This window comes from Roseateles sp., assembly GCF_052436255.1.
In the GTDB taxonomy this organism is placed as follows: Bacteria; Pseudomonadota; Gammaproteobacteria; order Burkholderiales; family Burkholderiaceae_C; genus Pelomonas.
On sequence record NZ_JBQVNP010000010.1, the window covers coordinates 54,805 to 78,575 of the forward strand.

24 protein-coding genes are annotated in these 23,771 nt (G+C 66.7%); 3 read left to right on the plus strand and 21 right to left on the minus strand.

All coding sequences use genetic code 11. The features are described from left to right. Nucleotides 1–23 precede the first annotated feature (23 nt). On the plus strand, nt 24–215 hold the full coding sequence (locus tag ACT6S0_RS04465; protein ID WP_444762690.1) for a hypothetical protein: 192 nt from the start codon (nt 24–26) through the stop codon (nt 213–215). Nucleotides 216–265: 50 nt separating this feature from the next. Further along, the gene (locus tag ACT6S0_RS04470; RefSeq protein ID WP_444762691.1) at nt 266–661 is read left to right on the plus strand and encodes a response regulator; all 396 of its coding nucleotides are present in this window, start codon (nt 266–268) and stop codon (nt 659–661) included. Nucleotides 662–691: 30 nt separating this feature from the next. On the opposite strand, the gene dnaB is transcribed toward ACT6S0_RS04470, so the two are convergent. The 7 genes from dnaB to ppsA all read right to left on the minus strand — a co-directional run bounded on the left by dnaB (nt 692) and on the right by ppsA (nt 8,448). Continuing rightward, a complete protein-coding gene (gene dnaB / locus ACT6S0_RS04475) occupies nt 692–2,116 on the minus strand; it encodes a replicative DNA helicase (protein WP_444762692.1) in 1,425 nt (474 codons plus the stop codon). Nucleotides 2,117–2,261: 145 nt separating this feature from the next. Next, nucleotides 2,262–2,714, minus strand: a complete 453-nt coding sequence (gene rplI, locus ACT6S0_RS04480; RefSeq protein WP_444762693.1) for a 50S ribosomal protein L9 — start codon at nt 2,712–2,714, stop codon at nt 2,262–2,264. 12 nt (nt 2,715–2,726) lie between these two features. After that, nucleotides 2,727–3,017, minus strand: a complete 291-nt coding sequence (gene rpsR, locus ACT6S0_RS04485; protein ID WP_056269357.1) for a 30S ribosomal protein S18 — start codon at nt 3,015–3,017, stop codon at nt 2,727–2,729. A 28-nt stretch (nt 3,018–3,045) separates the two neighbouring features. Beyond that, nucleotides 3,046–3,357, minus strand: a complete 312-nt coding sequence (priB, locus tag ACT6S0_RS04490; RefSeq protein ID WP_444762694.1) for a primosomal replication protein N — start codon at nt 3,355–3,357, stop codon at nt 3,046–3,048. A gap of 51 nt (nt 3,358–3,408) precedes the next feature. Next, a complete protein-coding gene (gene rpsF, locus ACT6S0_RS04495) occupies nt 3,409–3,774 on the minus strand; it encodes a 30S ribosomal protein S6 (RefSeq protein ID WP_056269360.1) in 366 nt (121 codons plus the stop codon). Between the two features lie 147 nt (nt 3,775–3,921). After that, entirely contained in the window at nt 3,922–5,979 is a 2,058-nt protein-coding gene (locus ACT6S0_RS04500) for a sodium:solute symporter family protein (protein ID WP_444762695.1), read from the minus strand. Nucleotides 5,980–6,051: 72 nt separating this feature from the next. Next, entirely contained in the window at nt 6,052–8,448 is a 2,397-nt protein-coding gene (gene ppsA, locus ACT6S0_RS04505; protein WP_444762696.1) for a phosphoenolpyruvate synthase, read from the minus strand. 269 nt (nt 8,449–8,717) lie between these two features. On the opposite strand from ppsA, the gene ppsR reads away from it, so the two are divergent. Then, nucleotides 8,718–9,539, plus strand: a complete 822-nt coding sequence (ppsR, locus tag ACT6S0_RS04510) for a posphoenolpyruvate synthetase regulatory kinase/phosphorylase PpsR (protein WP_444762697.1) — start codon at nt 8,718–8,720, stop codon at nt 9,537–9,539. A 29-nt stretch (nt 9,540–9,568) separates the two neighbouring features. Here ppsR and glgA read toward each other — a convergent pair whose 3' ends face one another. The 14 genes from glgA to dxr form a co-directional block, all read right to left on the minus strand. Then, nucleotides 9,569–11,029, minus strand: coding sequence for a glycogen synthase GlgA (gene glgA, locus ACT6S0_RS04515; RefSeq protein ID WP_444762698.1), 1,461 nt, complete (start codon nt 11,027–11,029; stop codon nt 9,569–9,571). Continuing rightward, nucleotides 11,026–12,285 carry a glucose-1-phosphate adenylyltransferase gene (gene glgC, locus ACT6S0_RS04520; protein ID WP_444762699.1) on the minus strand — a complete coding sequence of 420 codons (1,260 nt, stop codon included), beginning with the start codon at nt 12,283–12,285 and terminating at the stop codon, nt 11,026–11,028. Before glgC ends, glgA begins: the two co-directional genes overlap by 4 nt. Nucleotides 12,286–12,354: 69 nt before the next feature. Next, a complete protein-coding gene (locus tag ACT6S0_RS04525; protein WP_444762700.1) occupies nt 12,355–13,539 on the minus strand; it encodes a DUF2325 domain-containing protein in 1,185 nt (394 codons plus the stop codon). A gap of 61 nt (nt 13,540–13,600) precedes the next feature. Next, the gene (hemP, locus tag ACT6S0_RS04530; RefSeq protein ID WP_444762701.1) at nt 13,601–13,795 is read right to left on the minus strand and encodes a hemin uptake protein HemP; all 195 of its coding nucleotides are present in this window, start codon (nt 13,793–13,795) and stop codon (nt 13,601–13,603) included. Between the two features lie 65 nt (nt 13,796–13,860). After that, the gene (locus ACT6S0_RS04535; RefSeq protein WP_444762702.1) at nt 13,861–14,631 is read right to left on the minus strand and encodes a TrmH family RNA methyltransferase; all 771 of its coding nucleotides are present in this window, start codon (nt 14,629–14,631) and stop codon (nt 13,861–13,863) included. After that, nucleotides 14,628–15,269: a ribonuclease HII gene (gene rnhB, locus ACT6S0_RS04540; RefSeq protein ID WP_444762703.1), complete on the minus strand. Its 642-nt coding sequence runs from the start codon at nt 15,267–15,269 to the stop codon at nt 14,628–14,630. Before rnhB ends, ACT6S0_RS04535 begins: the two co-directional genes overlap by 4 nt. Beyond that, nucleotides 15,241–16,374: a lipid-A-disaccharide synthase gene (gene lpxB / locus ACT6S0_RS04545; protein WP_444762704.1), complete on the minus strand. Its 1,134-nt coding sequence runs from the start codon at nt 16,372–16,374 to the stop codon at nt 15,241–15,243. The genes rnhB and lpxB overlap by 29 nt, the downstream gene beginning before the upstream one ends. Nucleotides 16,375–16,378: 4 nt before the next feature. Continuing rightward, nucleotides 16,379–17,167 carry an acyl-ACP--UDP-N-acetylglucosamine O-acyltransferase gene (gene lpxA, locus ACT6S0_RS04550; RefSeq protein WP_444762705.1) on the minus strand — a complete coding sequence of 263 codons (789 nt, stop codon included), beginning with the start codon at nt 17,165–17,167 and terminating at the stop codon, nt 16,379–16,381. 10 nt (nt 17,168–17,177) lie between these two features. Then, nucleotides 17,178–17,645, minus strand: a complete 468-nt coding sequence (gene fabZ, locus ACT6S0_RS04555) for a 3-hydroxyacyl-ACP dehydratase FabZ (RefSeq protein ID WP_444762706.1) — start codon at nt 17,643–17,645, stop codon at nt 17,178–17,180. After that, nucleotides 17,646–18,674, minus strand: coding sequence for a UDP-3-O-(3-hydroxymyristoyl)glucosamine N-acyltransferase (gene lpxD, locus ACT6S0_RS04560; protein WP_444762707.1), 1,029 nt, complete (start codon nt 18,672–18,674; stop codon nt 17,646–17,648). Between the two features lie 12 nt (nt 18,675–18,686). After that, nucleotides 18,687–19,196, minus strand: a complete 510-nt coding sequence (locus tag ACT6S0_RS04565; RefSeq protein ID WP_444762708.1) for an OmpH family outer membrane protein — start codon at nt 19,194–19,196, stop codon at nt 18,687–18,689. Then, entirely contained in the window at nt 19,196–21,523 is a 2,328-nt protein-coding gene (gene bamA, locus ACT6S0_RS04570; RefSeq protein WP_444762709.1) for an outer membrane protein assembly factor BamA, read from the minus strand. The genes ACT6S0_RS04565 and bamA overlap by 1 nt, the downstream gene beginning before the upstream one ends. Nucleotides 21,524–21,538: 15 nt before the next feature. Next, nucleotides 21,539–22,900 carry an RIP metalloprotease RseP gene (gene rseP / locus ACT6S0_RS04575; protein ID WP_444762710.1) on the minus strand — a complete coding sequence of 454 codons (1,362 nt, stop codon included), beginning with the start codon at nt 22,898–22,900 and terminating at the stop codon, nt 21,539–21,541. After that, nucleotides 22,897–23,771 (minus strand): 1-deoxy-D-xylulose-5-phosphate reductoisomerase (gene dxr, locus ACT6S0_RS04580; protein WP_444762711.1); only part of this gene is annotated, 875 nt, incomplete at its 5' end. The genes rseP and dxr, both read right to left, overlap by 4 nt.

Consider the following 23,771-nt stretch of genomic DNA (forward strand, 5'->3'; position numbering starts at 1 on the left):
CAGTGACTTGAACGGAGCAGGCAATGAGGCCGCAGCAGCGCTTGGTGCAGGTGATGTCGGGCATCGTCATCACGCTGGCGGTGCTGACGGCGTGTCGCAAGGAAGTGCCGCCGCCGAATCCCATACCGGCGCCCGATCGGCTGCCGAAACCGACGACTCTGCCGCCGGCGACGCAGTTCACCGCCGCGCCATGGGGCGGGTTTGCCAGCAGCTAGGTGATTGTCCCCAGAGCAGCTTGCAGCGCTTGGGCCGACAGTCGCAACCCATGACCCCACATGCCCCCGCGCCGGCCGACTCCGCCGATCCGCAAAAGCTCAGGGTCCTGGTCGTGGACGACGACCCGGACTCGGCGGAGTCATTGGCATTCAGTCTGCAACTGGAAGGCCGACAGGTGCGCTATGTCACTTGTGCGCGGGATGCCCTCATGGTGGCGGAGACCCTCTCCCCTCACTTCGCGCTGATCGACGTCTTCATGCCCCAGATCGACGGCCATGCCCTGGCGGCCGAGCTGCGCCAGCGCTTCGGCCAGCAGATCGTCGTTGTCGCCGTCACCGGCGCATTGAAGAGCGTCGAACTGAACGCTTTCGATCACCACCTGATGAAGCCGATCAATTTCGAGCAACTCGACGAGCTGCTGTCCCAGCAGCGGCGCGGCAGCTGAGTCGCCCAGGCGCCTGAGCCCGGACGCGGCTCAGTACTCGTCCCGCTCCACGCCGACATAGCCTGGCGCCAGATTCTCGAACTTGGTGTGCATGCGCTGGAACATCAGCTTCACAGTGCCCACCGGGCCGTTACGCTGTTTCGCAATGATGATCTCGGCCACACCCGGCTCCTTGCACTCGTCCTTGGTGTAGTACTCGTCGCGGTAGATGAACATGATGATGTCCGCGTCCTGCTCAATGGCGCCCGACTCGCGCAGGTCGGACATCATGGGCCGCTTGTCGGGTCGCTGTTCCACCGAGCGGTTCAACTGCGACAGCGCAATGACGGGGCATTTCAATTCCTTGGCCAGCGCCTTGAGGCCGCGCGAAATCTCGCCGAGCACGGTCGCACGGTTTTCCTCGCTGCCGCCGCCGTTGCCGCTCATCAGCTGCAGGTAGTCGATGACGATCAGCCCGAGCTGGCCGCAGATGCGGGCCTGGCGCCGCGCACGGGCGCGCACTTCGCTGGGCGACAGGCCAGGGCTCTCGTCGATGAAGATGCTCGCCTTGCCGAGCTTGTCGACCGCCTCGGACAGGCGGCCCCACTCGTCGTCCTTGAGTTGCCCGGTGCGCAGATGGCTCTGGTCGATGCGGCCAATGGAGCCCACCATGCGCAGGGCCAGCTGGGCAGCGCCCATTTCCATCGAGTAGATGACGACGGGCAGGCCCTCGTTGATCGCCACGTTCTCGGCGATGTTGACGGCAAAGGCGGTCTTGCCCATGGAGGGACGCGCGGCCAACACGATGAGGTCGCCGCCTTGCAGGCCGGCCGTCTGGCGATCGAGGTCGTAGAAGCCCGTGCGGACGCCGGTCACGTCCTGGGCACCGCTCTCGGCCAGCTCGTTGACGCGGTCGATCAGCGCGACAACCAAGTTGTCCATGCTCTGGAAGCCCTGGCGGCTGCGCGAGCCCTCCTCGCCGATGCGGAAGATCTTGCCCTCGGCCTCATCGAGGATCTGTGTGACGGCGCGGCCCTGCGGGTTCATCGCCGCGGTGGCGATCTCGTCGCTGGTGGCCACCAGCTTGCGCAGGATGGCGCGCTCGCGAACGATCTCGGCATAACGGCGTAGATTGGCGGCGCTCGGCACACTCTGCGCCAGCGCGTTCAGATAGGCCAGGCCACCGCATTCCTCGGCGCGGCCGACAGAGGTCAGCTCGTCGAAGACAGTCACCACGTCGGCCGGCTTGCCCGCGTTGATCAGCTTGCCGACGGCCGTGTAGACATGCTTGTGCTCGAAGCGGTAGAAGTCGCTGTCGGTCAGCAGGTCGGCGGCCTTGTCCCAGGCGGAGTTGTCGATCAGCAGGCCGCCGAGCACGCTCTGTTCGGCCTCCACCGAGTGCGGCGGCACGCGCAGGCGCGCGACTTCATCGTCGTAGGGTGCGGTGGAAGATGAAGCGGGAAAGATCGCGGACATGCCTGTGGATAAAGCTGTGAACGGACTGGGAGCAAGCGGTGGAGCGGGCGGGAAAACCCAGTCCGAAAAGACAGAAGGCCGAAACCCAAAGGTTTCGGCCTTCACTGGGTTGTAGCCCTCGCGGGCTACTTCACCATTAGGGCGACTACTCGGCCTCTGCAACCACTTGTACGCTGATTTCGACGACGACGTCCGTGTGGGCAGCAACGCTCACCGGGAACTCGCCAACGGTCTTCAGCGGGCCGTTGGGCAGGCGCACTTGCGACTTGGCGATGGGCGAGCCCATCCTGGTCAGCGCGTCGGCGATGTCGGCGTTCGTCACGGAGCCGAACAGGCGGCCGTCCACACCGGCCTTTTGGGCGATGCGAACGGTCTTGCCGGCGAGTGCTTCACCCAGCTTCTGGGCTTCGGCCAGCTTGGCAGCGGCGGCCTTCTCGAGCTCCGCACGGCGGGCTTCGAATTCCTTGATCGCCGCCTCGGTGGCGCGGCGCGCCTGCTTGGTCGGGATCAGGAAGTTGCGGGCATAACCGTCCTTGACCTTGACGACATCGCCGAGGTTGCCGAGGTTGGCCACTTTTTCGAGCAGGATCACTTGCATGTCGTCAGCTCCTTAGACCTTGTGCTGGTCGCTGTACGGCAGGAAGGCCAGGAAGCGCGCGCGCTTGATGGCAACCGTCAGCTGACGCTGGAAGAAAGCGCGCGTGCCGGTCAGGCGAGCGGGCGTGATCTTGCCGTTTTCGGACACGAAATCGCGCAGCGTGTCGATGTCCTTGTAGTCGATCTGCTCGACACCGGCGACGGTGAAGCGGCAGAAACGCTTGCGACGGAACAGCAACGATTGTTGGTTGCGCTTGGGCTTCTTGTCTTTGGAGAAGCGACCTTTACCACGTGGCGGGGGCATAGAGGACCTCTGTTAAATCTATCCGGATTCAATGACTTCCGGGTTCTGCGGCAGCAGGGGGTTCGATCACGGTGACATGGGCGATGAAGCCCCTGCCGTTGCGCTGGTGCGTCAGGAAACCGCGGAAAACCGCGACACCGCCGACGCCCAACGACTGCAACTGCTTGGCAAGTTCACCCACTGCTACCGCCTTGATCTCCAGGGAGACTTTGCGCGGCTTGCCGGCTTCGATGACTTCGGACTCGGCCTTGAGGCTTGCGTCCAGGGCCATCAGCCCTGCGGGTGTATAGCGAACTTGTCCGAGTTGTTGGATCTGTGCCTGCAGGTGAAGCTGGTTCACGCTAGAGGCAAGCTGCTCGAAAAACCTGGTTCTTCAGCGATGAGCGTTGGCTCAGGCCGCTTCTTGCTGTTGCGGCGCCTTGCGGGCCTCTTCGCGCTCGACGGCCTTCATCATGACCGAGGGGGTCGAGATGGCCTTGTCCTGGACCACGGTGAGGTGGCGCAACACGGCGTCGTTGAAGCGGAAGCCCGTCTCGAGTTCAGCCAGGACTTCCTTGCTGCACTCGATGTTCAGGCACAGGTAGTGAGCCTTGGCGAGCTTCTGGATCAGGTAGGCCATCTGGCGACGGCCCCAGTCCTCGACTCGGTGCACGACACCGCCACCAGCGGTGATCAGGCCCTTGTAACGCTCCAGCATGGCCGGAACCTGTTCGCTTTGATCCGGATGGATCAGCAGAACGATTTCATAGTGACGCATGAATACTCCTTGTGGATTCCAGCCCAGCGCTGTCGATAGTGATCTGCCGGGCTGTGGAAGCCGGGTCACAGCGTCTACTCGTGACTCGGCAAGGGGGAACCCGCGATTCTAGCCCGAGACGACCGATCCACCAATCGAGTGCTGTTCTCAGGACCGCTGCGGACTGCGCAGCGCGTTGACGAAGTCACGCTGTCGCGCTGTGGGCGGCGGCGTCATCAGGCTAACCAGCATCAAGGCCAGCGCACCGGCCGGCACTCCGAACAGGCCGGCGGACGCCGGATGAATGCTCCAGACCAGCGTCACCGGGCCGGGCAGCCCGACCAGGGCCCTGAGCCCCGGATGAGCCACCACGAGATAGATCACGCACACACCCAGGCCCGTGAGCATGCCGGCCAGCGCACCTGCCCGGTTGGCCCGGCGCCAGAACACGCCTGCGACCAGGGCCGGAAAGAAGGTCGACCCGGCGATGGAGAAGGCCGCCGTGACAACGGCCAGGATGTCCGCCGGACGGCTGGAGGCCACTGCCGCTGCAGCCAGCGCCGCGGCCAGCAGCAGCGCCTTGGACAGCGTGACCCGCCGCGTGCGCGAGGCCTCGGGGTTGATGGCCTTGTAGTAGAGGTCGTGCGACAGCGCGCTCGAAATGGCCAACAGCAGGCCGTCCGCCGTGGACAGCGCCGCTGCCAACCCGCCAGCGGCAACCATGCCCGAGATCACATAGGGCAGGCCACCCAGCTCGGGCATGACCAGCATGACGAGATCCGGGTGCAGGCGCAGCTCACCCAGCTGAAGCAGACTGTCGCCATTCAGGTCCACGGCCGACAGCAGGGTCGGGTCGACGCGCTGCCACTGGCGTATCCAGGCGGGCAGCTGGTCAAAGCTCGTGCCGACCAAGCCGTTGAAGACCTCGGTCTTGACCATGACGGCCAGAGCGGGCGCGGTCAGGTAGAGCAGGCAGATGAAGACCAGCGACCAGGCCACCGACTCGCGCGCCGCTGCGACGGAAGGGGTCGTGTAGTAGCGCGTCAGCAGATGGGGCAGGCCGGCCGTGCCCACCATCAGGCACAGGGCCAGCGCGATGAAGTTGCGGCGTGCCTCGCTGGCCTGTTCGCGCTCTGCCGGCGTGCCGTCGGGGTTGCCGGCAAACGGTTGCGCGTGCGGCACCAGGCCGGACAGCGGCTGGGCAAGGCGAATCTCGCTGACCTGATCGCGCCGCCAACGCTCCTCGGCCTCGGCCGGCGTGCGCGGCAGGGCCGCGCGCTGCTTCTCGGCGGCCTGGATCTGCGCCAGCGGCGCATCCGCAGCCTTCAATGCCGCAACGCTGGCCGCCGCCCTCGCCTGTTCTTCGGCCAGTGCCCTGGGTACGTCGGCCAGACGCATCGCGGCGGCTTCGGCGCGCTGCTGGTGGATGGCACGCACCTGCAGCTCGGCCGGGTCGCGGATCAGCTCGCTCTCGCGCTCGGCGAGCTGGTGCAGCTGCTGGCCGTAGACCAGCTGGGGCAGCGGCCAGCCGGTCTGCTTGACACTGAGCCAGATGACCGGCACCAAGTAGGCCAGGATCATGATCAGGTACTGCGCCACCTGCGTCCAGGTCACGGCGCGCATGCCGCCAAGGAAGGAGCAGACCAGCACGCCGCCCAGGCCGACGAAGACGCCAACCTCGAAACCCAGGCCGGTCAGCCGCGTCGTGATGAGCCCGACCCCGTAGATCTGAGCCACCAGATAGACGAAGGACACCAGGATGGCCGCTGCAGCACTGACCAGCCGAAGCGCGCGGCTGTCGAAACGCTCCGCCAGGAAATCGGCCAGCGTGAACTGGCCGAAACGACGCAGATAGGGCGCTATGCACAGGGCCACAAGCACGAAGCCCCCCGTCCAGCCCAGTACATAGGCCAGGCCGGCATAGCCGCTGGCGTAGAGCGTGCCTGTCAGGCCGATGAAGGTCGCGGCGCTCATCCAGTCGGCACCCGCAGCCATGCCGTTGTAGAGCGGCGGCACGCGGCGGCCGGCAACGAAGTACTCGGCAGGATCGGTGGTGCGGCAGAAGATGCCGATGACGGCGTAGACCAGCACCGTCGCACCGAGGAAGGTGTAGCCAATCCAGGCCTTGGGCAGTCCGCGCTGCTCGGCCAGGCCGAGCACGATCACGAGGGCGATGAAGCTCAGTACGAAGAGGGAATAGCGGCGGTGCAGATGGCGGGAGGACACGGCAGCGATCATGGCAATAAAAAGCCCGGGTTCCCCTGCGGAGAACCCGGGCTGATCAGGGACGAAGCCTGCTTACTTGACCGCCAGGCGCTGCCAGGTCTCGATGACCGTGTCGGGGTTCAGCGAGATCGACACGATGCCTTCCTCGGCGAGCCAGTCGGCAAAATCCGGGTGGTCGCTCGGGCCCTGGCCGCAGATGCCGATGTACTTGCCGGTGGCGCGGCAGGCGCGGATGGCCCGCGAGATCATGGCCTTGACGGCCGGGTCGCGCTCGTCGAAGTCGCCGGCCAGCTGCTCCAGGCCGGAGTCGCGGTCCAGGCCCAGCGTGAGCTGCGTCAGGTCGTTGGAGCCGATGGACATGCCGTCGAAATGCTCTAGGAACTGCTCGGCCAGGATGGCGTTGCTCGGCACCTCGCACATCATGATGATGCGCAGGCCATCCACGCCGCGCTTCAAGCCGCGCTCGGCGAGCATCTCGACCACGCGCGAGGCCTGCTTCACCGTGCGCACGAAGGGCACCATGATTTCGATGTTGGTCAGGCCCATGTCCTTGCGCACGCGCTTGAGCGCCTCGCACTCCATCGCGAACGCGTCCTGGAACTCGCCGCTGATGTAGCGCGACGCGCCGCGAAAGCCCAGCATCGGATTCTCTTCATCCGGCTCGTAGCGGCTGCCACCGATGAGCTTGCGGTACTCATTGCTCTTGAAGTCCGACAGGCGAACGATGACCGGGCGCGGGAAGAAGGCGGCGGCAATCGTCGCGATGCCCTCAGCCAGCTTGTCCACGTAGAAGGCACGCGGCGACGCGTGGCCGCGGGCGACGGACTCGACGGCCTTCTTCAGGTCGGCGTCGATGTTCGGATAGTCCAGGATGGCCTTGGGGTGGACGCCGATGTTGTTGTTGATGATGAACTCAAGCCGCGCCAAACCCACGCCGCCCGAGGGCATCTGCGCGAAGTTGAAGGCCAGCTGTGGGTTGCCCACGTTCATCATGATCTTGATGGGGCAGTAGGGCAGCTCGCCGCGGTGCACCTCGCTGATCTCGGTCTCCAACAGCCCGTCGTAGATATAGCCCGTGTCGCCTTCCGAGCAGGCCACCGTGACCAGTTGGCCGTCCTTGAGCTTGTCGGTCGCGTCGCCGCAGCCCACCACCGCCGGGATGCCCAGCTCGCGCGCGATGATGGCCGCGTGGCAGGTGCGCCCGCCGCGGTTGGTCACGATGGCGCTGGCGCGCTTCATGACCGGCTCCCAGTTCGGGTCGGTCATGTCGGTGACGAGCACGTCGCCGGGCTGCACGCGCTCCATCTCGGCCACGCTGTCCACCAGTCGCACGGGCCCGGTGCCGATCTTCTGGCCGATGGCGCGACCTTCGGCCAGCACGGCGCTGTGGGCCTTGAGCTTGTAGGCCAGCTCGACCTGGCCGCCCTGTTGGCTTTTCACCGTCTCCGGGCGCGCCTGCAGGATGTAGATCTTGCCGTCGACCCCGTCGCGGCCCCATTCGATGTCCATCGCGCGGCCGTAATGCTGCTCAATGATCAACGCGTACCGGGCCAACTCGGTGACCTCGGCGTCATTCAGCGAGTAGCGGTTGCGCTGCTCGGGCACCGTGTCGACGGTGCGGACCAGCTTGCCGCTGGCCGCCTTTTCCTCCGGCGTGGCGAACTCCATGCGCAGCAGCTTGGAGCCCAGGTTGCGGCGGATGATGGCCAGCTTGCCGGCCTTGAGCGCGGGCTTGTGGACGTAGAACTCGTCCGGGTTGACGGCGCCCTGCACCACCGTCTCGCCCAGGCCGTAGCTGGAGGTGATGAAGACGACGTCCTGGAAGCCGCTCTCGGTGTCGATGGTGAACATGACGCCGGCCGAGCCGAGGTCGCTGCGCACCATGCGCTGCACGCCGGCGGACAGGGCCACGTCGTTGTGGGCAAAGCCCTTGTGCACGCGGTAGCTGATGGCGCGGTCGTTGTAGAGCGACGCGAACACCTCGCGCATCTTGTGCAGCACATCGTCGATGCCGACGACGTTCAGGAAGGTTTCCTGCTGGCCGGCGAAGGAGGCGTCGGGCAGGTCTTCCGCCGTTGCGGAGGAACGCACCGCGAAGGACACGCCGGGGTTATCCGCCGTCAACTGGGCGAAGGACGAGCGCACCGCAGCTTCGAGGTCGGACGGGAACGGCTGCTTCTCGATCCAGCCGCGGATCTCGGCACCCGCCTCGGCCAGGGCTCGCACGTCGTCGGTGTTGAGCGTGGCCAGGCGCGCCGCGATGCGCGCGTCGAGCCCCTCGTGCCTGAGGAACTGCCGGAAGGCATGCGCCGTGGTGGCGAACCCTCCGGGGACGCGCACGCCGCTGGCGGCGAGCTGCGAGATCATTTCGCCGAGGCTGGCGTTCTTGCCGCCAACAGACTCGACGTCGGTCATCCTCAGGTTCTCAAACGGTACGACCAGGGCGGTCGCCTCGAACAGGGTGGACATGGGGAAACTCCGGGAGGTTGAAAAACCGGTCTCGCCGCGTCGTCGTGGCCGGGTGCCGAGCAAGGGTGCTCAAGGCAGGCGTGGCTCCATCCGTTTCTGGATTCTTCTGGGAGGAGGGAAGCACGCATGGGCTGTTCGCGGGGAATTGCGGGCGATTCTAGGCGCAGCGTACCGGCGTGTAACCGCTCGGGGCCGTGCACTATGCCCGCCTGATCGCAGCCTGGTCCGCTGGCTATCATGGTCACGACTTGACTCTGCAGGCCACTGCCATGACCGCCAGAACCGTCTACTTCGTCTCTGACGGCACCGGCATCACCGCCGAGACCTTCGGCAACTCCATCCTCGCCCAGTTCGCCATCAAGGCGCGCCACGTACGCCGGCCCTTTGTCGACTCGGCCGAAAAGGCCCATGCCGTCGTCGACGAGATCAACGAGGTCGCCGCGCGCGAAGCGCATCGGCCCATCGTCTTCGCGACCCTCGTGGACCGCGACGTGCTCAAGATCGTGCGCGAGCACTGCCAGGGCCGGGTGATGGACATGTTCGGCACCTTCATCGAGCCACTGGAAGACGAGTTCGGCGTCAAGAGCAACCACCGCGTGGGGCGCTTTTCGGACGTGGCCGAGAGCCAGGAATACCACGACCGCATTGAAGCCATCAACTTCTCGCTGGCCCATGACGACGGCCAGAGCAGCAAAAACCTGGATGTCGCCGACGTCATCCTCGTCGGCGTCTCGCGCTCCGGCAAAACGCCGACGTCGCTCTACCTGGCCATGCAGCATGGCATCAAGGCCGCCAACTATCCGCTGATCCCCGAGGACTTCGAGCGCCGCAAGCTGCCGCCCTCGCTGATGCCACACCGCCGCAAATGCTTCGGGCTGACCATCGATCCCGAGCGCCTTTCGTCCATCCGCAACGAACGCCGCCCCGGCAGCAAATACGCCGACCTGCTGAACTGCCGCTACGAGGTCAACGAGGCCGAGGCCATGATGAAGCGCGAGGGCATCGCCTGGCTGTCTTCCACGCACAAGTCCATCGAAGAGATCGCGACGACCATCCTGCGCGACATCCGGCCGGACCGGCTGATGTACTGATGCCGGCGCAAGCGCGCTTGCTGATGGCGCTAGTGGCTTGAGAGCCCCGCGTAGATCTCGACATAGCGGCGCGCTGCGGCGTCCCATCCAAAGCGCTGCCGCATCGCTGCCGTGCGCACCCCCGCCCAGCAAGTCTGCCGGCCCCACAACGCAAACGCCCGGCGCAGCGCGCGGCGATAGGCGTCGGCCGTGAAGGCGTTGAAGACAAAGCCGGTGGCCGTGCCGGCGGCGAGGTCTTCCAGCGTCGTGTCGACCACCGTGTCGCCCAGGCCACCGACGCGGTGCACCAGCGGCAGTGCGCCGTAGCTCAGGCCGTAAAGCTGGGTCAGTCCGCAGGGCTCGAAGCGGCTGGGGACCAGGACGACGTCGCTGCCGGCGTAGATGCGGTGGGCCAGGCCTTCGTCCATGCCGATGCGACGGGCGATCCGGCTGGGGTGCCTGGCCGCAGCATCGGCAAAGGCCGCTTCGAGGCGGGCATCGCCGCTGCCCAGGATGACAAGCTGGCCGCCTGACTCGATCAGATCGGTCAGCGCCTCAAGCACCAGCGGCAGACCCTTCTGCTCGGTCAGGCGGCTGACGATGCCGAAGAGGGGGGCATCGGGATTCACAGCCAGGCCGCATTCGCTTTGCAGCGCGGTCTTGCAACGTGCCTTGCCCGAGGCGTCGTCGGCGTCGTAGCGCGCGGCGATGGCGTCGTCGTGCGCGGGCGACCAGACCCCATAGTCCACGCCATTCAGGATGCCGTGCAGCGCGCTCGCCCGGTGGCGCAGCAGGCCGTCAAGGCCGCAGCCCTGATCGGGCGCCTGGATCTCGCTTGCATAGCTCGGGCTCACCGTCGTGATCGCGTCGGCGAAGTGCAGGCCGGCCTTCATGAAGCTGACCTGGCCATAGAACTCCAGGCCCTCGACGGCGTAGTGCGTGGCGGGCAGGCCGAGGTCGCAAAAGTGGTCGGCCGAGAACAGGCCCTGATAGGCGAGGTTGTGGACTGTGAACACCGTGCGCGCCTCGGTACGTCGGCGCGCGCGGCTGGCGGCGATGTGGGCACAAGCCAGGCCGGCATGCCAGTCGTGGGCATGCACGACCTCGGGGCGCCAGGCCGGGTCCACACCCTCGGCCAGGCGGGCAGCGGCCAGGCCGAGCAGGGCGAAGCGGCGGTGGTTGTCCGCGTAGGCGATGTCTCCGGCGTCCGCATAGGGGTTGCCGGGGCGGTCGAAGAGGCCAGGCGCATCCAGCACGTAGACCGGCATGTCGAAACCCGGCAGGCGGCCGCGCAACAGCGCCGCCCGCCCCTCGCTCCACGGCAATGCGACAGGGGCGACGGCGCATTCCTGCGTCAGGGCATCGCGGATGGCTGGAAAGCCCGGCACCAGCAAGCGCGGCTCCGCGCCGGCAGCGGCAAGTGCCGCAGGCAAGGCGCCAGCCACATCGGCCAGGCCACCGGTCTTGAGCAGCGGGTAAAGCTCCGCACTGACTTGGAGAACGCGGGTCACAAGCGCGCGAGCATCTGCTTGGTGATCAACACGACACCGTTGTCCGTGCGCTCGAAGCGGGCGGCATCCAGCGCCGCGTCTTCGCCGACGACAAGGCCGTCGGGGATCTCGCAGCCACGGTCGATGATGACTTTGGTCAGCCGGCAGTGCCGCGCCACACTGACGCCAGGCAGCAGCACGCTCTGATGGATGTTGCAGAAGGAGCGGATGCGCACGTTGTTGAACAGCACCGACTGCACAACATGCGAGCCCGACACGATGCAGCCGGCGCTGACGATGGTGTTGACCGTCATGCCGTGCATGCCGTTGTGATCGGGGATGAACTTGGCCGGCGGCAGCTGGCGCTGGTAGGTCCAGATCGGCCAGTCGGTGTCGTAGATGTCGAGTTCGGGGCTGATGGAGGCCAGGTCGAGGTTGGCTGACCAGAAGGCATCGAGCGTGCCGACGTCGCGCCAGTAGGGCGTGGCGCCGTTGGGATTCATGATGCAGCTCATGCCGAAGGGGTGGGCGACGGCGCGGTCTTCGGACACGATCTTGGGGATCACGTCCTTGCCGAAATCGTGGCTGGAGCCTGGGTCGGCCAGGTCTTGCGCCAGCAGTCGGTAGAGATAGTCGGCGTTGAAGATGTAGATGCCCATGCTGGCCAGGCAAACGTCGTCGCGGCCGGGCATGCAGGGCGGGTCGGCAGGCTTTTCCAGGAATGAGGTGATGTGTCGCTCACCGTCCACGACCATCACGCCGAAGGCACTGGCCTCGGCCTTGGGCACCTCGATGCAGCCGACCGTGCAACCCGCACCCGTGGCGACATGGTCGGCCAGCATGCTGGAGTAGTCCATCTTGTAGATGTGGTCGCCGGCCAGCACGACGATGTAGTCGGCACCGGTGCTCTGCACGATGTCGAGGTTCTGGAACACTGCATCGGCCGTACCGCGGTACCAGCTTTCGTCGTCGGTGCGCTGCTGAGCCGGCATCAGGTCGACGGTCTCGTTGAGTTCGGCGCGCAGAAAGCTCCAGCCGCGCTGGATGTGGCGTAGCAGCGAGTGGCTCTTGTACTGCGTGACGACACCGATGCGTCGGATGCCGCTGTTGACGCAGTTGGACAGCGCGAAATCGATGATGCGGAACTTGCCGCCGAAGTAGACGGCGGGCTTGGCGCGCGAATCGGTCAGCTGCTTCAGCCGCGAGCCGCGGCCGCCGGCCAGCACGAGGGCGATGGCACGGCGGGCGAGCTGGTGGGGCGAGGCGACGGGGGGCATGGCGATCTCTCCAAAGCGAACGCCTGCAGTTTGCACCGCCCGATGTGTCGTCCCGCTGCGGGCTTCTCCTCAGCAGCCGGTTTCAGCGCTTTCGTCGGCGGCGGCCTGGGCCAGCGCGCGCTCGAAGGCGCTGCGGCTGGGGGTCTCGACAAAGACGCAGCGCTTGCGGTGCCGCTTGCAGTGGTCCTTCACGCGCCAGTAGGCGTCATGGCTGATGCAACCGGTCTGACAGATGACGAGGTCGGCCGCAGCGAGCTGGGGCTCGAGCTGCGCCGGCTTGTGCTCGCTGCCGCCGTCATGGTGCAGGAAGTGCGCGCCACAGCCCTCCACCGCCTGGCGGTATTGCGGCACGCTGCCGCCACGACCGCCGACGCACAGCACGACACGTTGCTCCAGCTTGACCGGCACGGTGACGGGGACGTCGATGCCGGATGCGGGCTCGGCCACATCGGGCGGCACCGCCGGCAGCCGCGAGGCGAGCCGGCTGACCTCGCGCTGCAGCGCCTGGTTGCGCTCGATCTGCTCGGCCAGGCGCTCGCGCAGGGCTTCGCGCTCGGGCAGATCGGGCCGCGCGGCCTGCCAGCGCATCACCTGTTCCTGCGCCTGCGCCAGTTGCGTCTGCAGGCTGATCTGCGCTGCGCGCATACGCAGCTTCTCCTGCTCCCACGCCTGCTGCTCGCGGGCACGCTCCAGGCTCCAGGTGGTCACGCGCTGTTGAACCGCGGCGTACTCGTTTGCAAGTGCCTGATGCTCGGCGGCCAGCTCGCGATGGCGGCTCAGGTCCACCCGCTGCGCGGCGCCGACCTGATGCTGCAGCATGTGGACCTGGCCCAGCACGCGCATTTCCAGCCACTCGTCGCAACGCGCATGGGTCAGCGTCGCCCACAGCGCGCCGGCAATGGCTTCACCCTGCACCGCGCGGGCGCGCCACCAGGCCATCAGCGACTCGCGGCATTTGGCCTGGGCGGCGCTGCGCAGGTCGAGGGCAAAACGCTGCTCCAGGTCCCTCTGCACCGCCTCGGCGACAGCATTGCGGCGCGCGGCCGCCGTGACCAGGCTGCAGTGCAGCGTGTAGTCGTCCTCGTCGCCTTGCAGCACCAGCAGCCGCTTGGCAAGCTGACGCACACGCTCCAGCGGCATGCAGACGCCGATGACGGGGCAATGGGCATGGCTGCCCAGCTCCCAGAGGCGGCGGCGGCGTGAGCCGGTGGTGGGTGGGGTGGCGGCGTGCGCGGCGCAACAGCTTTCGGCCATGCGGGGTCTCCGGTGGAGGCGCGGGCGGGCGGCGGCTGGCTGGCGCGGGGTGACGACAGTTTTACTTCGTCAGGATGAGCTTGCCCTGCGCGGTGACGCGCAGGCGGTAGACCTGCTGGTGGTGGACGATGAAGACCTCACCGCGGCGACCGAGCAACGCGGCACTGTCGATACGAGGGGCCGCCCCGGCGCCAGCGAGGGAACCGGGCGGGGAAGGCGGTGTCAGCGCTTGGCGCGGCGGGACATCAACAGGCATGTCGCCATGTTATTGAGAATCATTCTCAGTTGCAAGGGCGCGGTGTCCCCAGTGCGGGCGACGGCTCAGCAGCGCTGCCGATGACTTTCGTAAAGGCAGATGGCGGCAGCCGCAGCGACGTTGAGGGATTCCTCCCCGCCCGGCTGCGGGATGCCGACGGTCAGGGCGCAGCGGGCCATCAATTCGGCTGAAACGCCCTGCCCCTCATGGCCCATGACCCAGGCGCAAGGAGAGGGCAGCGTGACACCGTGCAGCCGCTGATCCGTATGCGAGCTGGTCGCGATAAGGGGCACGGCCAGCGCGGCCAGGTCGTCGGCCGCCAAGCCTTCGATCAGGCGCAGGCCGAAATGGGCCCCCTGCCCTGCGCGCAACACCTTCGGCGACCACAACGCCGCCGTGCCCTTGATGGCCAGCACCTGGCGCACGCCAAAAGCCGCCGCACTGCGCAGGATGGCCCCTACATTGCCCGCATCCTGCAGACGGTCCAGCACAACGCTGGCGACATTCGCATCGATGGCCGGTGCGTCGGGCAGCGTCAGTTCCGCGCCGATCTGGGCGGGCGACTCCAGGGCGCTCAGACCCTTGAACAGCGCCGTCGGTACGACCAGCGCCCGCGGTGCAGTCTGGGCCAGTGCCGCCAGGGCCGCGTCCTGCAGTGCCGCCTCGGTCAGCACGACCAGAGCCGGCCGCCAGCCGCGGTGCAGGGCCGCACGCAGCAGGTGGTCGCCTTCGACCCAGACGCTGCCCGCCTTGCGATAGCCGTTCGCGTCGGCGGTCAGCTTGCGCAGTCGGACGAGCGCCGGGTTGTCGCGCGACGTGACGGGGTCGAACTTCATGCGAGCGGGTTCTTCGTCACGTCCAGGCAGACCTCGCGCACCGGCGCGAAGCTGCGGCGGTGCCAGGGGCTGGCGCCGTGCTGCTTGAGCGCGGCAAGGTGCTCGGGCGTGGAGTAGCCCTTGTGCGCGGCAAAGCCGTACTGCGGATGGCTGTCATGCATCTGCTCGCAGAACAGGTCGCGCGCGACCTTGGCCAGGATGCTGGCCGCCGAGATGGCCTGCACGGTCGCATCGCCCTTCACGATGGCCTCGGCGGGGACGGACAGCACCGGCAGCCGGTTGCCGTCGATGCGTACGAAGGCGGGTTTGAGCCGCAGTCCGGTCACCGCACGCTGCATGGCCAGCATCGTGGCCTGCAGGATGTTGATGCTGTCGATCTCCTCGTGCGTGGCGTGCGCAATGCAGCAGCACAAAGCCTTGGCGCGGATCTCGTCATAGAGACGCGCGCGCTTGGCCGGGGTCAGCACCTTGGAATCGGCCAGGCCCTTGATGGGCTGCAGCTCGTCCAGGATGACGGCGGCCGCAAACACCGGGCCGGCCAGCGGGCCACGGCCGGCCTCGTCCACCCCGGCGATGAGGCCCGACGGCGTCCAGTCGAGCATGACCTGCTCAGGCTTGGATAAGCGTCGCGATGGCATCGCTGGCGCGCTGCGCGGTGTCTTGGCGCAGCAGCTCGTGGAGTTGGACAAAACGCCCGTGCAGGGCCGCGCGGCGCGGCGCGTCGGCGAGCAGCGACTCGGCCTCGCGGGCCAGGTTCTCGGGCGTGCAGGCGTGCTGGATCAGCTCGGGCACGAGGAACTCGCGCGCCAGGATATTGGGCAGACCCACCCAAGGCAGCAGGCCCCTGCCCTTCATGCGCCACCAGTTCAGCGCATTCATGCGATAGGCGATGACCATGGGGCGCTTGAACAGCGCTGCCTCCAGCGTGGCGGTGCCGCTCGCCACCAAGGTCAGGTCGCAGGCCGCAAGCACCGCATGGGACTGACCGTCGACAAGCTCGATGTCGACGCCGCCAGGATTCCTCAGCAACGGCTCGACGAGGCTGCGCAGGCCGGGCACCACGGGCATCACGAAGCGGCGGCCTGGCTTGGCCAGCAGCCTGGCCGCGCCGATCAGCGCAGGCGCGATGTAGTTGATCTCGCTCTTGCGGCTGCCGGGTAGCAGTGCGATCACGGTGTCGGATTCCGAAAGGCCGAACGCCTCGCGGGCCGCCGCGCGCGGCGGCTCCAGCGGGATGGCATCAGCCAGCGGATGGCCGACATAGGTGGCACCGATGCCTGCCTTGTGCAAGACCTCGGGCTCGAAGGGGAACAGGCACAGCACATGGTCGGCCGCGCGCTTGATGGTCTCGACACGCTCGGGCCGCCAGGCCCAGATGGACGGGCAGACGAAATGGACCGTCTTGATGCCCGCCTCGCGCAGCCGCGTTTCCAACCCGAAGTTGAAGTCGGGCGCATCGACGCCGATGAAGACATCCGGCCGGTTCGAGATGAGGCGCGTGCCGAGTTGCCTGCGGATGGACAGCAGCTCGCGGATGTTCAGCAGCGCGTCGACGTAGCCGAAGATGGACAGCTTGCTGTGCGGCCACCAGGTCTCGAAGCCCTGGGCCAGCATCTTCGGGCCGCCGATACCCTGCGAGGTCAACCCAGGCCAGCGCGCACGCAACCCCTGCAGCAGCAAGCTCGCCAGCAGGTCGCCGCTGGCCTCGCCGGCCACCATGCCCAGGCGGGGCGCGGTCTGCATCGGATTACCGCACGATGCCGCGCGTGGAGGCGGCAAGGAAGTTCAGCATCAGGTCGATGTCGCCATCCGCCACGCCGGCCTCGCTGCCACGCAATGCTGCAATGCCGACCTTGGCTTCATCCAGCGTGTGGCCACTGCGATAGAGCAGCCTGTAGATCTGGCGGATGACGCCGATGCGCTCGGCGCTGAAGTCGCGGCGTTTCAAGCCGACGATGTTGACGGCCCGCGCGGCCAGCGGGTTGCCGTCCACCGTCATGAAGGGCGGCACGTCCTGGGCCACATGGGCCTGGAAGCCGATCATGGCGTGGTCGCCGACGCGCATGCGCTGCAGGATGCCGGTCAGGCCGCCGACGGTCACGTGGTCGCCGAGCCGCACATGGCCAGCAAGGGTGGCGTTATTGGCCAGCACGCATTCGTTGCCGATGACGACATCGTGGGCCAGATGGCAGTAAGCCATGATCCAGTTGTCGTTGCCGACCGTCGTCTCGCCGCGGTCCTGCACCGTGCCGACGTTCAACGTGCAGAACTCGCGCACGGTGTTGCGGTCGCCGATGACCAGCGTGGTCGGTTCGCCGGCGTACTTCTTGTCCTGGTTGGCCGCGCCGATGGAGCTGAACTGGAAGAAGCGGTTGTCGCGCCCGATGGTCGTGTGGCCTTCGATGACGCAGTGCGGGCCGACCACGGTGCCGGCACCGATCTTCACGTGCGGGCCGATCAGCGTGTAGGCGCCGACATCGACCGACGAGTCCAACTCGGCGGCCGGGTCGACGATGGCGGTCGGATGGATGTTCATCGGCTGCCGCTCAGGCTTCGATACGACGCATCGTGCACATCAGCTGAGCCTCGGCGGCAAGCTGCTCGCCGACCAGTGCGCGGCCGGTGAACTTGTAGACGCCCGCCTTGGCGCGGTCCAGCGTGACGTCGAGGATCAGCTGGTCGCCGGGCTCGATGGGCCGCTTGAAGCGGGCGTTGTCGATGCCGGCGAAATAGACCACCGAGTGCTCGTCCAGCACCATGTCCATGCTGGCCAGCGACAACAGCGTCGCGGCCTGCGCCATGGCTTCGAGCACGAGCACGCCCGGCATCACGGGGCGGTGCGGAAAATGGCCGAGGAAGAAGGGTTCGTTGATCGAGACGTTCTTGATCGCGCGGATGCGCTCGCCCTTGATCAGTTCAACGACGCGGTCCACCAGCAGGATGGGATAGCGGTGCGGCAGGCGCTTGAGGATTTCGTGAATGTCCATCGTCATCGGGGTCTTGTCGTCGTTCATTTATTTCTTCTCCAGCGCGCGCACGCGGTCGCGCAGGGTGTGGAGCTGGCGCAGGGTGGCGGCGTTCTTCTGCCAGCTCGAATTCTCTTCGAAGGGATGCGGCCCGCTATAGACACCCGGCGCCCCAATGCTGCGCGTGATGGTCGTTGCTGCCGAGATATGCACGCCGTCAACCAACGTCAGGTGGCCGATGATGTTGGCCGCGCCACCGATGGTGCAGTTGGCGCCGATCCGGGTCGAGCCCGCCACCGCCGCGCAGCCTGCCATGGCCGTGTTGCGGCCGATGTGCACGTTGTGGGCGATCTGGATCAGATTGTCGAGCTTGACGCCGTCCTCGACCACGGTGTCGGCCAACGCGCCACGGTCGATGCAGGTGTTGGCGCCGATCTCGACGTCGTCGCCGATGCGCACGGCGCCGAGCTGCTCGATCTTCACGTAGCCACCCTTGCTCGGCGCAAAGCCGAAGCCATCGGCACCGATGACGACACCGCTGTGCACGATGCCGCGCGCGCCGATGCGGCAATCAAAGCCGAACACGACCCGCGGCGCGAGCCGGGTGCCCTCACCCACAAAGGCGCCGCGTTCGACGATGCAGTGGGCGCCGATGCGCGCGTTGTCACCGATGACGGCGCCCGCCTCGATGACGGCGAGCGGACCGACTTCCACGCCTTGCCCCAGCCTGGCGTCGGGCGAGACGATGGCACTGGGATGCACGCCGGCAGCCGCGACCGGCCGCGTGCGGGCGACCCACCATTGCGTCAGCCGGGCGAAGTACAGATAGGGATCGGGCGTGACGATGGCCGCGCCACGAACGGCCGCCGCGTCTGCCAGCGCCGGTGCCACGATGACGCAGCCGGCCGCAGTCGACGCGAGCTGCGCTTGGTAGCGCGGGTTGGCCAGGAAGCTGATGCTCTGCGCATCGGCCTCATCGAGCGGCGCAATGCGGTCGATGCGCACATCGGACCCACCAAGCAAATCGCCGCCCAAGGCGGCGATCAGCTCGGTGAGCGCGACGGATGTCGAGCTCATGGGGTGCGCAACTTACTTCTGCGCGTTCAGCGCGTCGATCACCTTCTTGGTGACGTCCACGCGGGCGCTGAAGTGGATCGCGTCCTGCAGGATGAGGTCGTACTTCTCGGCCTCGAAGATCTGCTTGATCACGCGGTTGGCCTTCTCGACCACGGCGGACAGTTCCTCGTTCTTGCGCTGCGTCAGGTCTTCCTGCCATTCGCGGCGCTTGCGCTGCAGGTCGCGTTCCTGTTCGACAACGTCGCGCTGGCGACGGGCGCGCTCGTTTTCAGACAGCGTCGGCGCGTCCTTTTCCAGCTTCTCGGCAGCGCCACGCAGCTTGGTTTCCAGATCGCGCAGGTCCTTCTCGCGCTTGCCGAACTCGGCTTCCAGCTTGGCCTGTGCAGTCTTGGCCAGGTTGGCCTCGCGCAGCACACGCTCGCTGTTGACATAGCCGATCTTCAGTTCCTGGGCTTGCACGGCCGAGGCGGCCACGATCATCGATGTGGCCAGAGCCACCGATTGCAAGAGCTTGCTCATCATCAGAATGCAGTCCCGATCTGGAATTGGAATTTCTCGATTCTATCCGTGCGTTGCTTGCGGATAGGTTTGCCATAACTCAGGCGCAGCGGACCCATGGGCGAGATCCACGACAGGCCGATACCGGCCGACACGCGCACGGTGTCCAAACTGACCTTCTCGGCAAGGCCCGTGCCCCAGACATTGCCGGCATCCATGAAACCGAAGATGCGGAAGCTCTTGTCGTTACCGCTGCCCGGCACGGGCAGATACAGCTCGGCGTTGGTGTTGAAGCGCTTGCTGCCACCGCTGTAGGAACCGGTCACGTCGACCGGGCCCAGCGAGCCCGCTTCGAAGACGCGCACTGAACCTAGGCCGCCGCCGTAGAAGTTCTTGAAGATTGGATAAGGCCTGCCGCCCAGGCCAACACCCCAGCCGAGTTCGCTGTTCAGCCCCAAGGTGATCTTGTTGGTGATCTCGAAGTAGTGCTGGTACTGCAGGTTCAGGCGCGCGTATTGCGCATCTCCGATGGGGCTGAACTCTACGTTGACGCGTTGGTAGCGGCCCTTCATCGGCGACAGAACGCTGTCCCGGCTGTCGCGCTGCCAGCCAATCGTCAACGGCACGGAATTGCTGCGCTGGCCGAACTGGTTGGAGAACAGGAAGTAGCTGTTGGGCAGGCCTCGCGACGTCGTGATGTTGGTCTGCTCGTAGCCAAGACCGAAGAACACCGTGTCGACCTCGGAGAACGGCACGCCAAAGCGGATCGCACCGCCCTTCGTGACGTATTGGTACTCCTCGCCCAGGGTGTTGATCGGGCGCGTGGTGCGGTAGAACACGTCGATGGCACGCGATACGCCGTCGACGGTGAAGTACGGGTCCACGGTGCTGACCTGCAACTGGCGACCGGTGCTCGCCGTCGCCACGTCGATGCCAAGGTAGTTGCCGGAGCCGAACACGTTGTCCTGGCGGATCGAGCCGGTGAAGGACAGCTTGGTCTGGCTGGAATAGCCGGCGCCGACGGTGATGGCTCCGGTGGGCCGCTCGACGATGGTGAGGATGACGTCGACCTGATCCTCGGCGCCCGGCACCTCTTGGGTGTCGATGTTGACTTCCTTGTCCTTGAAGTAACCCAGGCGCTCGACGCGGTCACGTGAGGCCTTGATCTTCTGGCCGTCGTACCAGGCCGCCTCGAACTGGCGGAACTCGCGGCGGATGACCTCGTCACGCGTGCGCGAATTGCCCGAGATGATCACCTTGCGCACATAGACGCGGCGCTGCGGCTCGGCAACGAAGGTGACGACGACCTGGCCGGTTTCACGGTTGATGTCAGGCCGGCTTTCAACCCGCGCGAACGCATAGCCGTAGGTGCCGAAAAGGTCGCTGAAGGCGCGCGTCGTCGTCGCGACCGCCTCGCCCTGGTAGGCCTGGCCGGGCTTGAGGTAGACGAGGTGCTTGAAGTCTTCCTCGCGGCCCAGGTAGTCGCCTTCGAGCTTGACGCCGGTGACCGTGTAGGGCTGGCCTTCACTGACCGTGATGGCGACGCTGATGCTCTGCTTGTCCGGCGAGATCGTCACCTGCGTCGACGTGACGGCAAACTCCAGGTAGCCGCGGTTCAGGTAATGACTGCGGATGGTTTCCAGATCCGCGTTCAGCTTGGCGCGCGAGTAGCGGTCGGTCTTCGTGTACCAGGTCAGCCAGCCGGTCGTCGTCTGCTCCAGCAGGCCCAGCAGCGTGCTTTCAGAGAACACCTTGCTGCCGAGGATGCGGATCTCCGCGATCTTGGCCGGCTCGCCCTCGGTCACGTTGAAGCTGACGTTGACGCGGTTGCGTTCGATGGGCGTGATGGTCGTCGTGACCTCGGCGCCGTAGAGGCTGCGGGTCAGGTATTGGCGCTTGAGCTCCTGCTCGGCGCGGTCGGCCAGGGCCTTGTCGAAGGGTTTGCCCTCGCCGATGCCGACGTCCTTGAGGGACTTCGAGAGCGCCTCGGTGTCGAACTCCTTCAAGCCGACGAAGTTGACGTTGGCGATGATGGGACGCTCGTCGATGATGACGACAACGGCATTGCCCTCGATGCTGATGCGCACGTCCTTGAACAGGCCCGTGGCGAACAGGGCACGCAGGGCTGCGGCGCCTTTTTCATCGTTGTAGGTGTCGCCGATGCGGAAGGGCAGCGACGCGAACACCGTACCCGGGTCAGTCCTTTGCAGGCCTTCGACACGGATGTCGCGAAGCACAAATGGATCGACGGCCCAGGCAAGACCCGACTGGAACATCCCCGTGACAGCCAGAGCCAGCAAGCCGAGGCGGAAGGGGCGACGCTGCGCTCCCGAACTGAAAGGAAAGGACATGGGGACCGGGGAGTGTCAGTGCCAACCCGCAAAGCGGGAGACGTCGTTGGAAAGGGCCAAGGCCATCATCAGCATCAGGATCAGCGCACCGGCGCGCTGCAGTTGCCGTTGCCACCATTCAGAGACGGGGCGGCCGCTCAGACCCTCGAAAAGATGATACATGAGGTGCCCGCCATCGAGCATCGGCAGCGGCAGCAGGTTCAGCACGGCAAGGCTCAGCGAGATCTTGGCGAGGAAATCGAGATAGGGCGTCAGGCCCGCCTGGGCCGACTGGCCGGCGTAGTCGGCAATGGTCAGCGGGCCGCTGAGGTTCTTCGGCGACGCTTCACCCGTGAGGATCTTGCCGATCAGGCGCACGGTCGTCACGGCCATGTTCCAGCTCTGCTCGACGCCGCGCCACAGGCCGTCGACGAAACCGCGGCTGACGAAGACGCGTTCGGGCGGCGAGCCGACACCGATCTGCAGGCGTGCAACGCGCTGGCCGTCCTCTTCGACCAAGCGCGGCGTCGCGTTCAGCTCGACGACCTGGCCGGCGCGCTCGACGCGCCAGGTCATGGCGCGCGGCTGCCCGGCGTCGTGGGCGCGGCGGATCGCATCGCGCAGGAAGCTGGCATCGGGCACCACGCGACCGTCGATGGACAGCACGCGGTCACCGGCCTTCATCCCCGCCGCAGCGCCTGCACCGCCCGCGACGACCTCGCGGACCAGCGGCTCGGCCATCGGCGAAAGGCCGATCTCGTTGAACAGTTGCGCATTCGGCGCGCGGCCGGCGAGGCTTTCGGTCTGCAGGCGCAGGCTGCGCGCGGCATGGCCCTGGGCGTCGCTGGCCGACAGGTGCAGGGTCTCCCCCAGCGCCTGGGCGCGCATGACGGCCGCCTGGAGGTCGGGCAGCGATTCGACGTCCTGCCATTGCTGGCCATCCGTCGACACGGCCCGCACCCAATCGCCCGCCCGCAGGCCGGCGCGTTCGGCCAGCGAGCCGGCCGGCGGCGTGCCCAGCACGGCCTTCGGCACCTCGCTGCCCAGCCAGGCCACGGCCGCGAACAGCAGCACCGCCAGCACCCAGTTGGCCGCCGGGCCTGCCGCGACGATGGCCGAGCGCTGAAGCAGCGGGCGCTGGTTGAAGGCCTGCTCGCGCTCATGCGGCGCGACCAGGCCATCGCGCTCGTCAAGCATGCGCACATAGCCCCCGAGCGGCAGGGCGCTGAGCGTGAACTCCGTCCCGTTGCGGCCGACACGCCGCCAGATCACATGACCGAAACCGATGGAAAAGCGCAGCACCTTGACGCCGCAGGCGCGCGCGACGCGGTAATGGCCCCATTCATGCACGGCGATCAACAACGCCAATGCGACGAGGAAGGCAATGAGGGTGGTCATAGCAGCCGCTGCGCGTGCTGGCGCGTGCGGGCGTCGAGGGCCAACAGCGCTTCGATGCTGCCGCAGTCGCCAGGCTGCAGATCGGCCAGGCATTGCGCATTGATCGCATGGATGCGGTCAAAGCGCAGCCGGCCATTCAGGAAGGCATCGACCGCCACTTCATTGGCAGCGTTCAGCACCGTGGTGCTCCCCTCGGCACCCTTGAGCGCGGCCCAGGACAGATGCAGGCCGGGAAAGCGCACCGCGTCGGCTTCCTCGAACGTCAGGGCAGCCGTCGTCAAAAGATCCAGGCGACTGGCACCCGAGGTGATGCGCTCTGGAAAGGACAGACCGTAGGCGATGGGCACGCGCATGTCGGGCGTGCCGAGCTGGGCGAGCACCGACTGGTCGCGGCAGACCACCATCGAATGGATGATGCTTTGCGGGTGGATCAGCACCTTGATCTGGTCGGGCGCAAGGTTGAACAGCCAGCGCGCCTCGATGACTTCGAGGGCCTTGTTCATCATCGTCGCGGAGTCGACCGAGATCTTGCGGCCCATGACCCAGTTGGGATGGGCGCAGGCCTCGTCGGGCGTCACGTCCGCCAGCGTCTTGGGGTCGCGGCTGCGGAAGGGGCCGCCGGAGGCCGTCAGCACGATGTGGTCAACGCGCTGGTGCCAGGTCGCGCGGTCTTCGGGCAGGCATTGGAAGATGGCCGAGTGCTCGCTGTCGATGGGCAGCAGTGTCGCGCCGCCCTGTTCGACCGCCTGCATGAAGAGGGCGCCACCGACGACGATGGCTTCCTTGTTGGCCAGCAGCAGGCGCTTGCCGGCACGCGCCGCGGCGATGGCCGGCGCGAGGCCGGCGGCGCCGACGATGGCCGCCATGACGG

Bases quoted from the DNA above. Each gene is read 5' to 3' on its own strand.
- ACT6S0_RS04465 (WP_444762690.1), top strand. From the start codon at position 24: ATGAGGCCGCAGCAGCGCTTGGTGCAGGTGATGTCGGGCATCGTCATC.
- ACT6S0_RS04470 (WP_444762691.1), top strand. From the start codon at position 266: ATGACCCCACATGCCCCCGCGCCGGCCGACTCCGCCGATCCGCAAAAG.
- dnaB (WP_444762692.1), bottom strand. From the start codon at position 2,116: ATGTCCGCGATCTTTCCCGCTTCATCTTCCACCGCACCCTACGACGAT.
- rplI (WP_444762693.1), bottom strand. From the start codon at position 2,714: ATGCAAGTGATCCTGCTCGAAAAAGTGGCCAACCTCGGCAACCTCGGC.
- rpsR (WP_056269357.1), bottom strand. From the start codon at position 3,017: ATGCCCCCGCCACGTGGTAAAGGTCGCTTCTCCAAAGACAAGAAGCCC.
- rpsF (WP_056269360.1), bottom strand. From the start codon at position 3,774: ATGCGTCACTATGAAATCGTTCTGCTGATCCATCCGGATCAAAGCGAA.
- ppsA (WP_444762696.1), bottom strand. From the start codon at position 8,448: ATGTCCACCCTGTTCGAGGCGACCGCCCTGGTCGTACCGTTTGAGAAC.
- ppsR (WP_444762697.1), top strand. From the start codon at position 8,718: ATGACCGCCAGAACCGTCTACTTCGTCTCTGACGGCACCGGCATCACC.
- glgC (WP_444762699.1), bottom strand. From the start codon at position 12,285: ATGCCCCCCGTCGCCTCGCCCCACCAGCTCGCCCGCCGTGCCATCGCC.
- ACT6S0_RS04525 (WP_444762700.1), bottom strand. From the start codon at position 13,539: ATGGCCGAAAGCTGTTGCGCCGCGCACGCCGCCACCCCACCCACCACC.
- hemP (WP_444762701.1), bottom strand. From the start codon at position 13,795: ATGCCTGTTGATGTCCCGCCGCGCCAAGCGCTGACACCGCCTTCCCCG.
- ACT6S0_RS04535 (WP_444762702.1), bottom strand. From the start codon at position 14,631: ATGAAGTTCGACCCCGTCACGTCGCGCGACAACCCGGCGCTCGTCCGA.
- rnhB (WP_444762703.1), bottom strand. From the start codon at position 15,269: ATGCCATCGCGACGCTTATCCAAGCCTGAGCAGGTCATGCTCGACTGG.
- lpxB (WP_444762704.1), bottom strand. From the start codon at position 16,374: ATGCAGACCGCGCCCCGCCTGGGCATGGTGGCCGGCGAGGCCAGCGGC.
- lpxA (WP_444762705.1), bottom strand. From the start codon at position 17,167: ATGAACATCCATCCGACCGCCATCGTCGACCCGGCCGCCGAGTTGGAC.
- fabZ (WP_444762706.1), bottom strand. From the start codon at position 17,645: ATGAACGACGACAAGACCCCGATGACGATGGACATTCACGAAATCCTC.
- lpxD (WP_444762707.1), bottom strand. From the start codon at position 18,674: ATGAGCTCGACATCCGTCGCGCTCACCGAGCTGATCGCCGCCTTGGGC.
- ACT6S0_RS04565 (WP_444762708.1), bottom strand. From the start codon at position 19,196: ATGATGAGCAAGCTCTTGCAATCGGTGGCTCTGGCCACATCGATGATC.
- bamA (WP_444762709.1), bottom strand. From the start codon at position 21,523: ATGTCCTTTCCTTTCAGTTCGGGAGCGCAGCGTCGCCCCTTCCGCCTC.
- rseP (WP_444762710.1), bottom strand. From the start codon at position 22,900: ATGACCACCCTCATTGCCTTCCTCGTCGCATTGGCGTTGTTGATCGCC.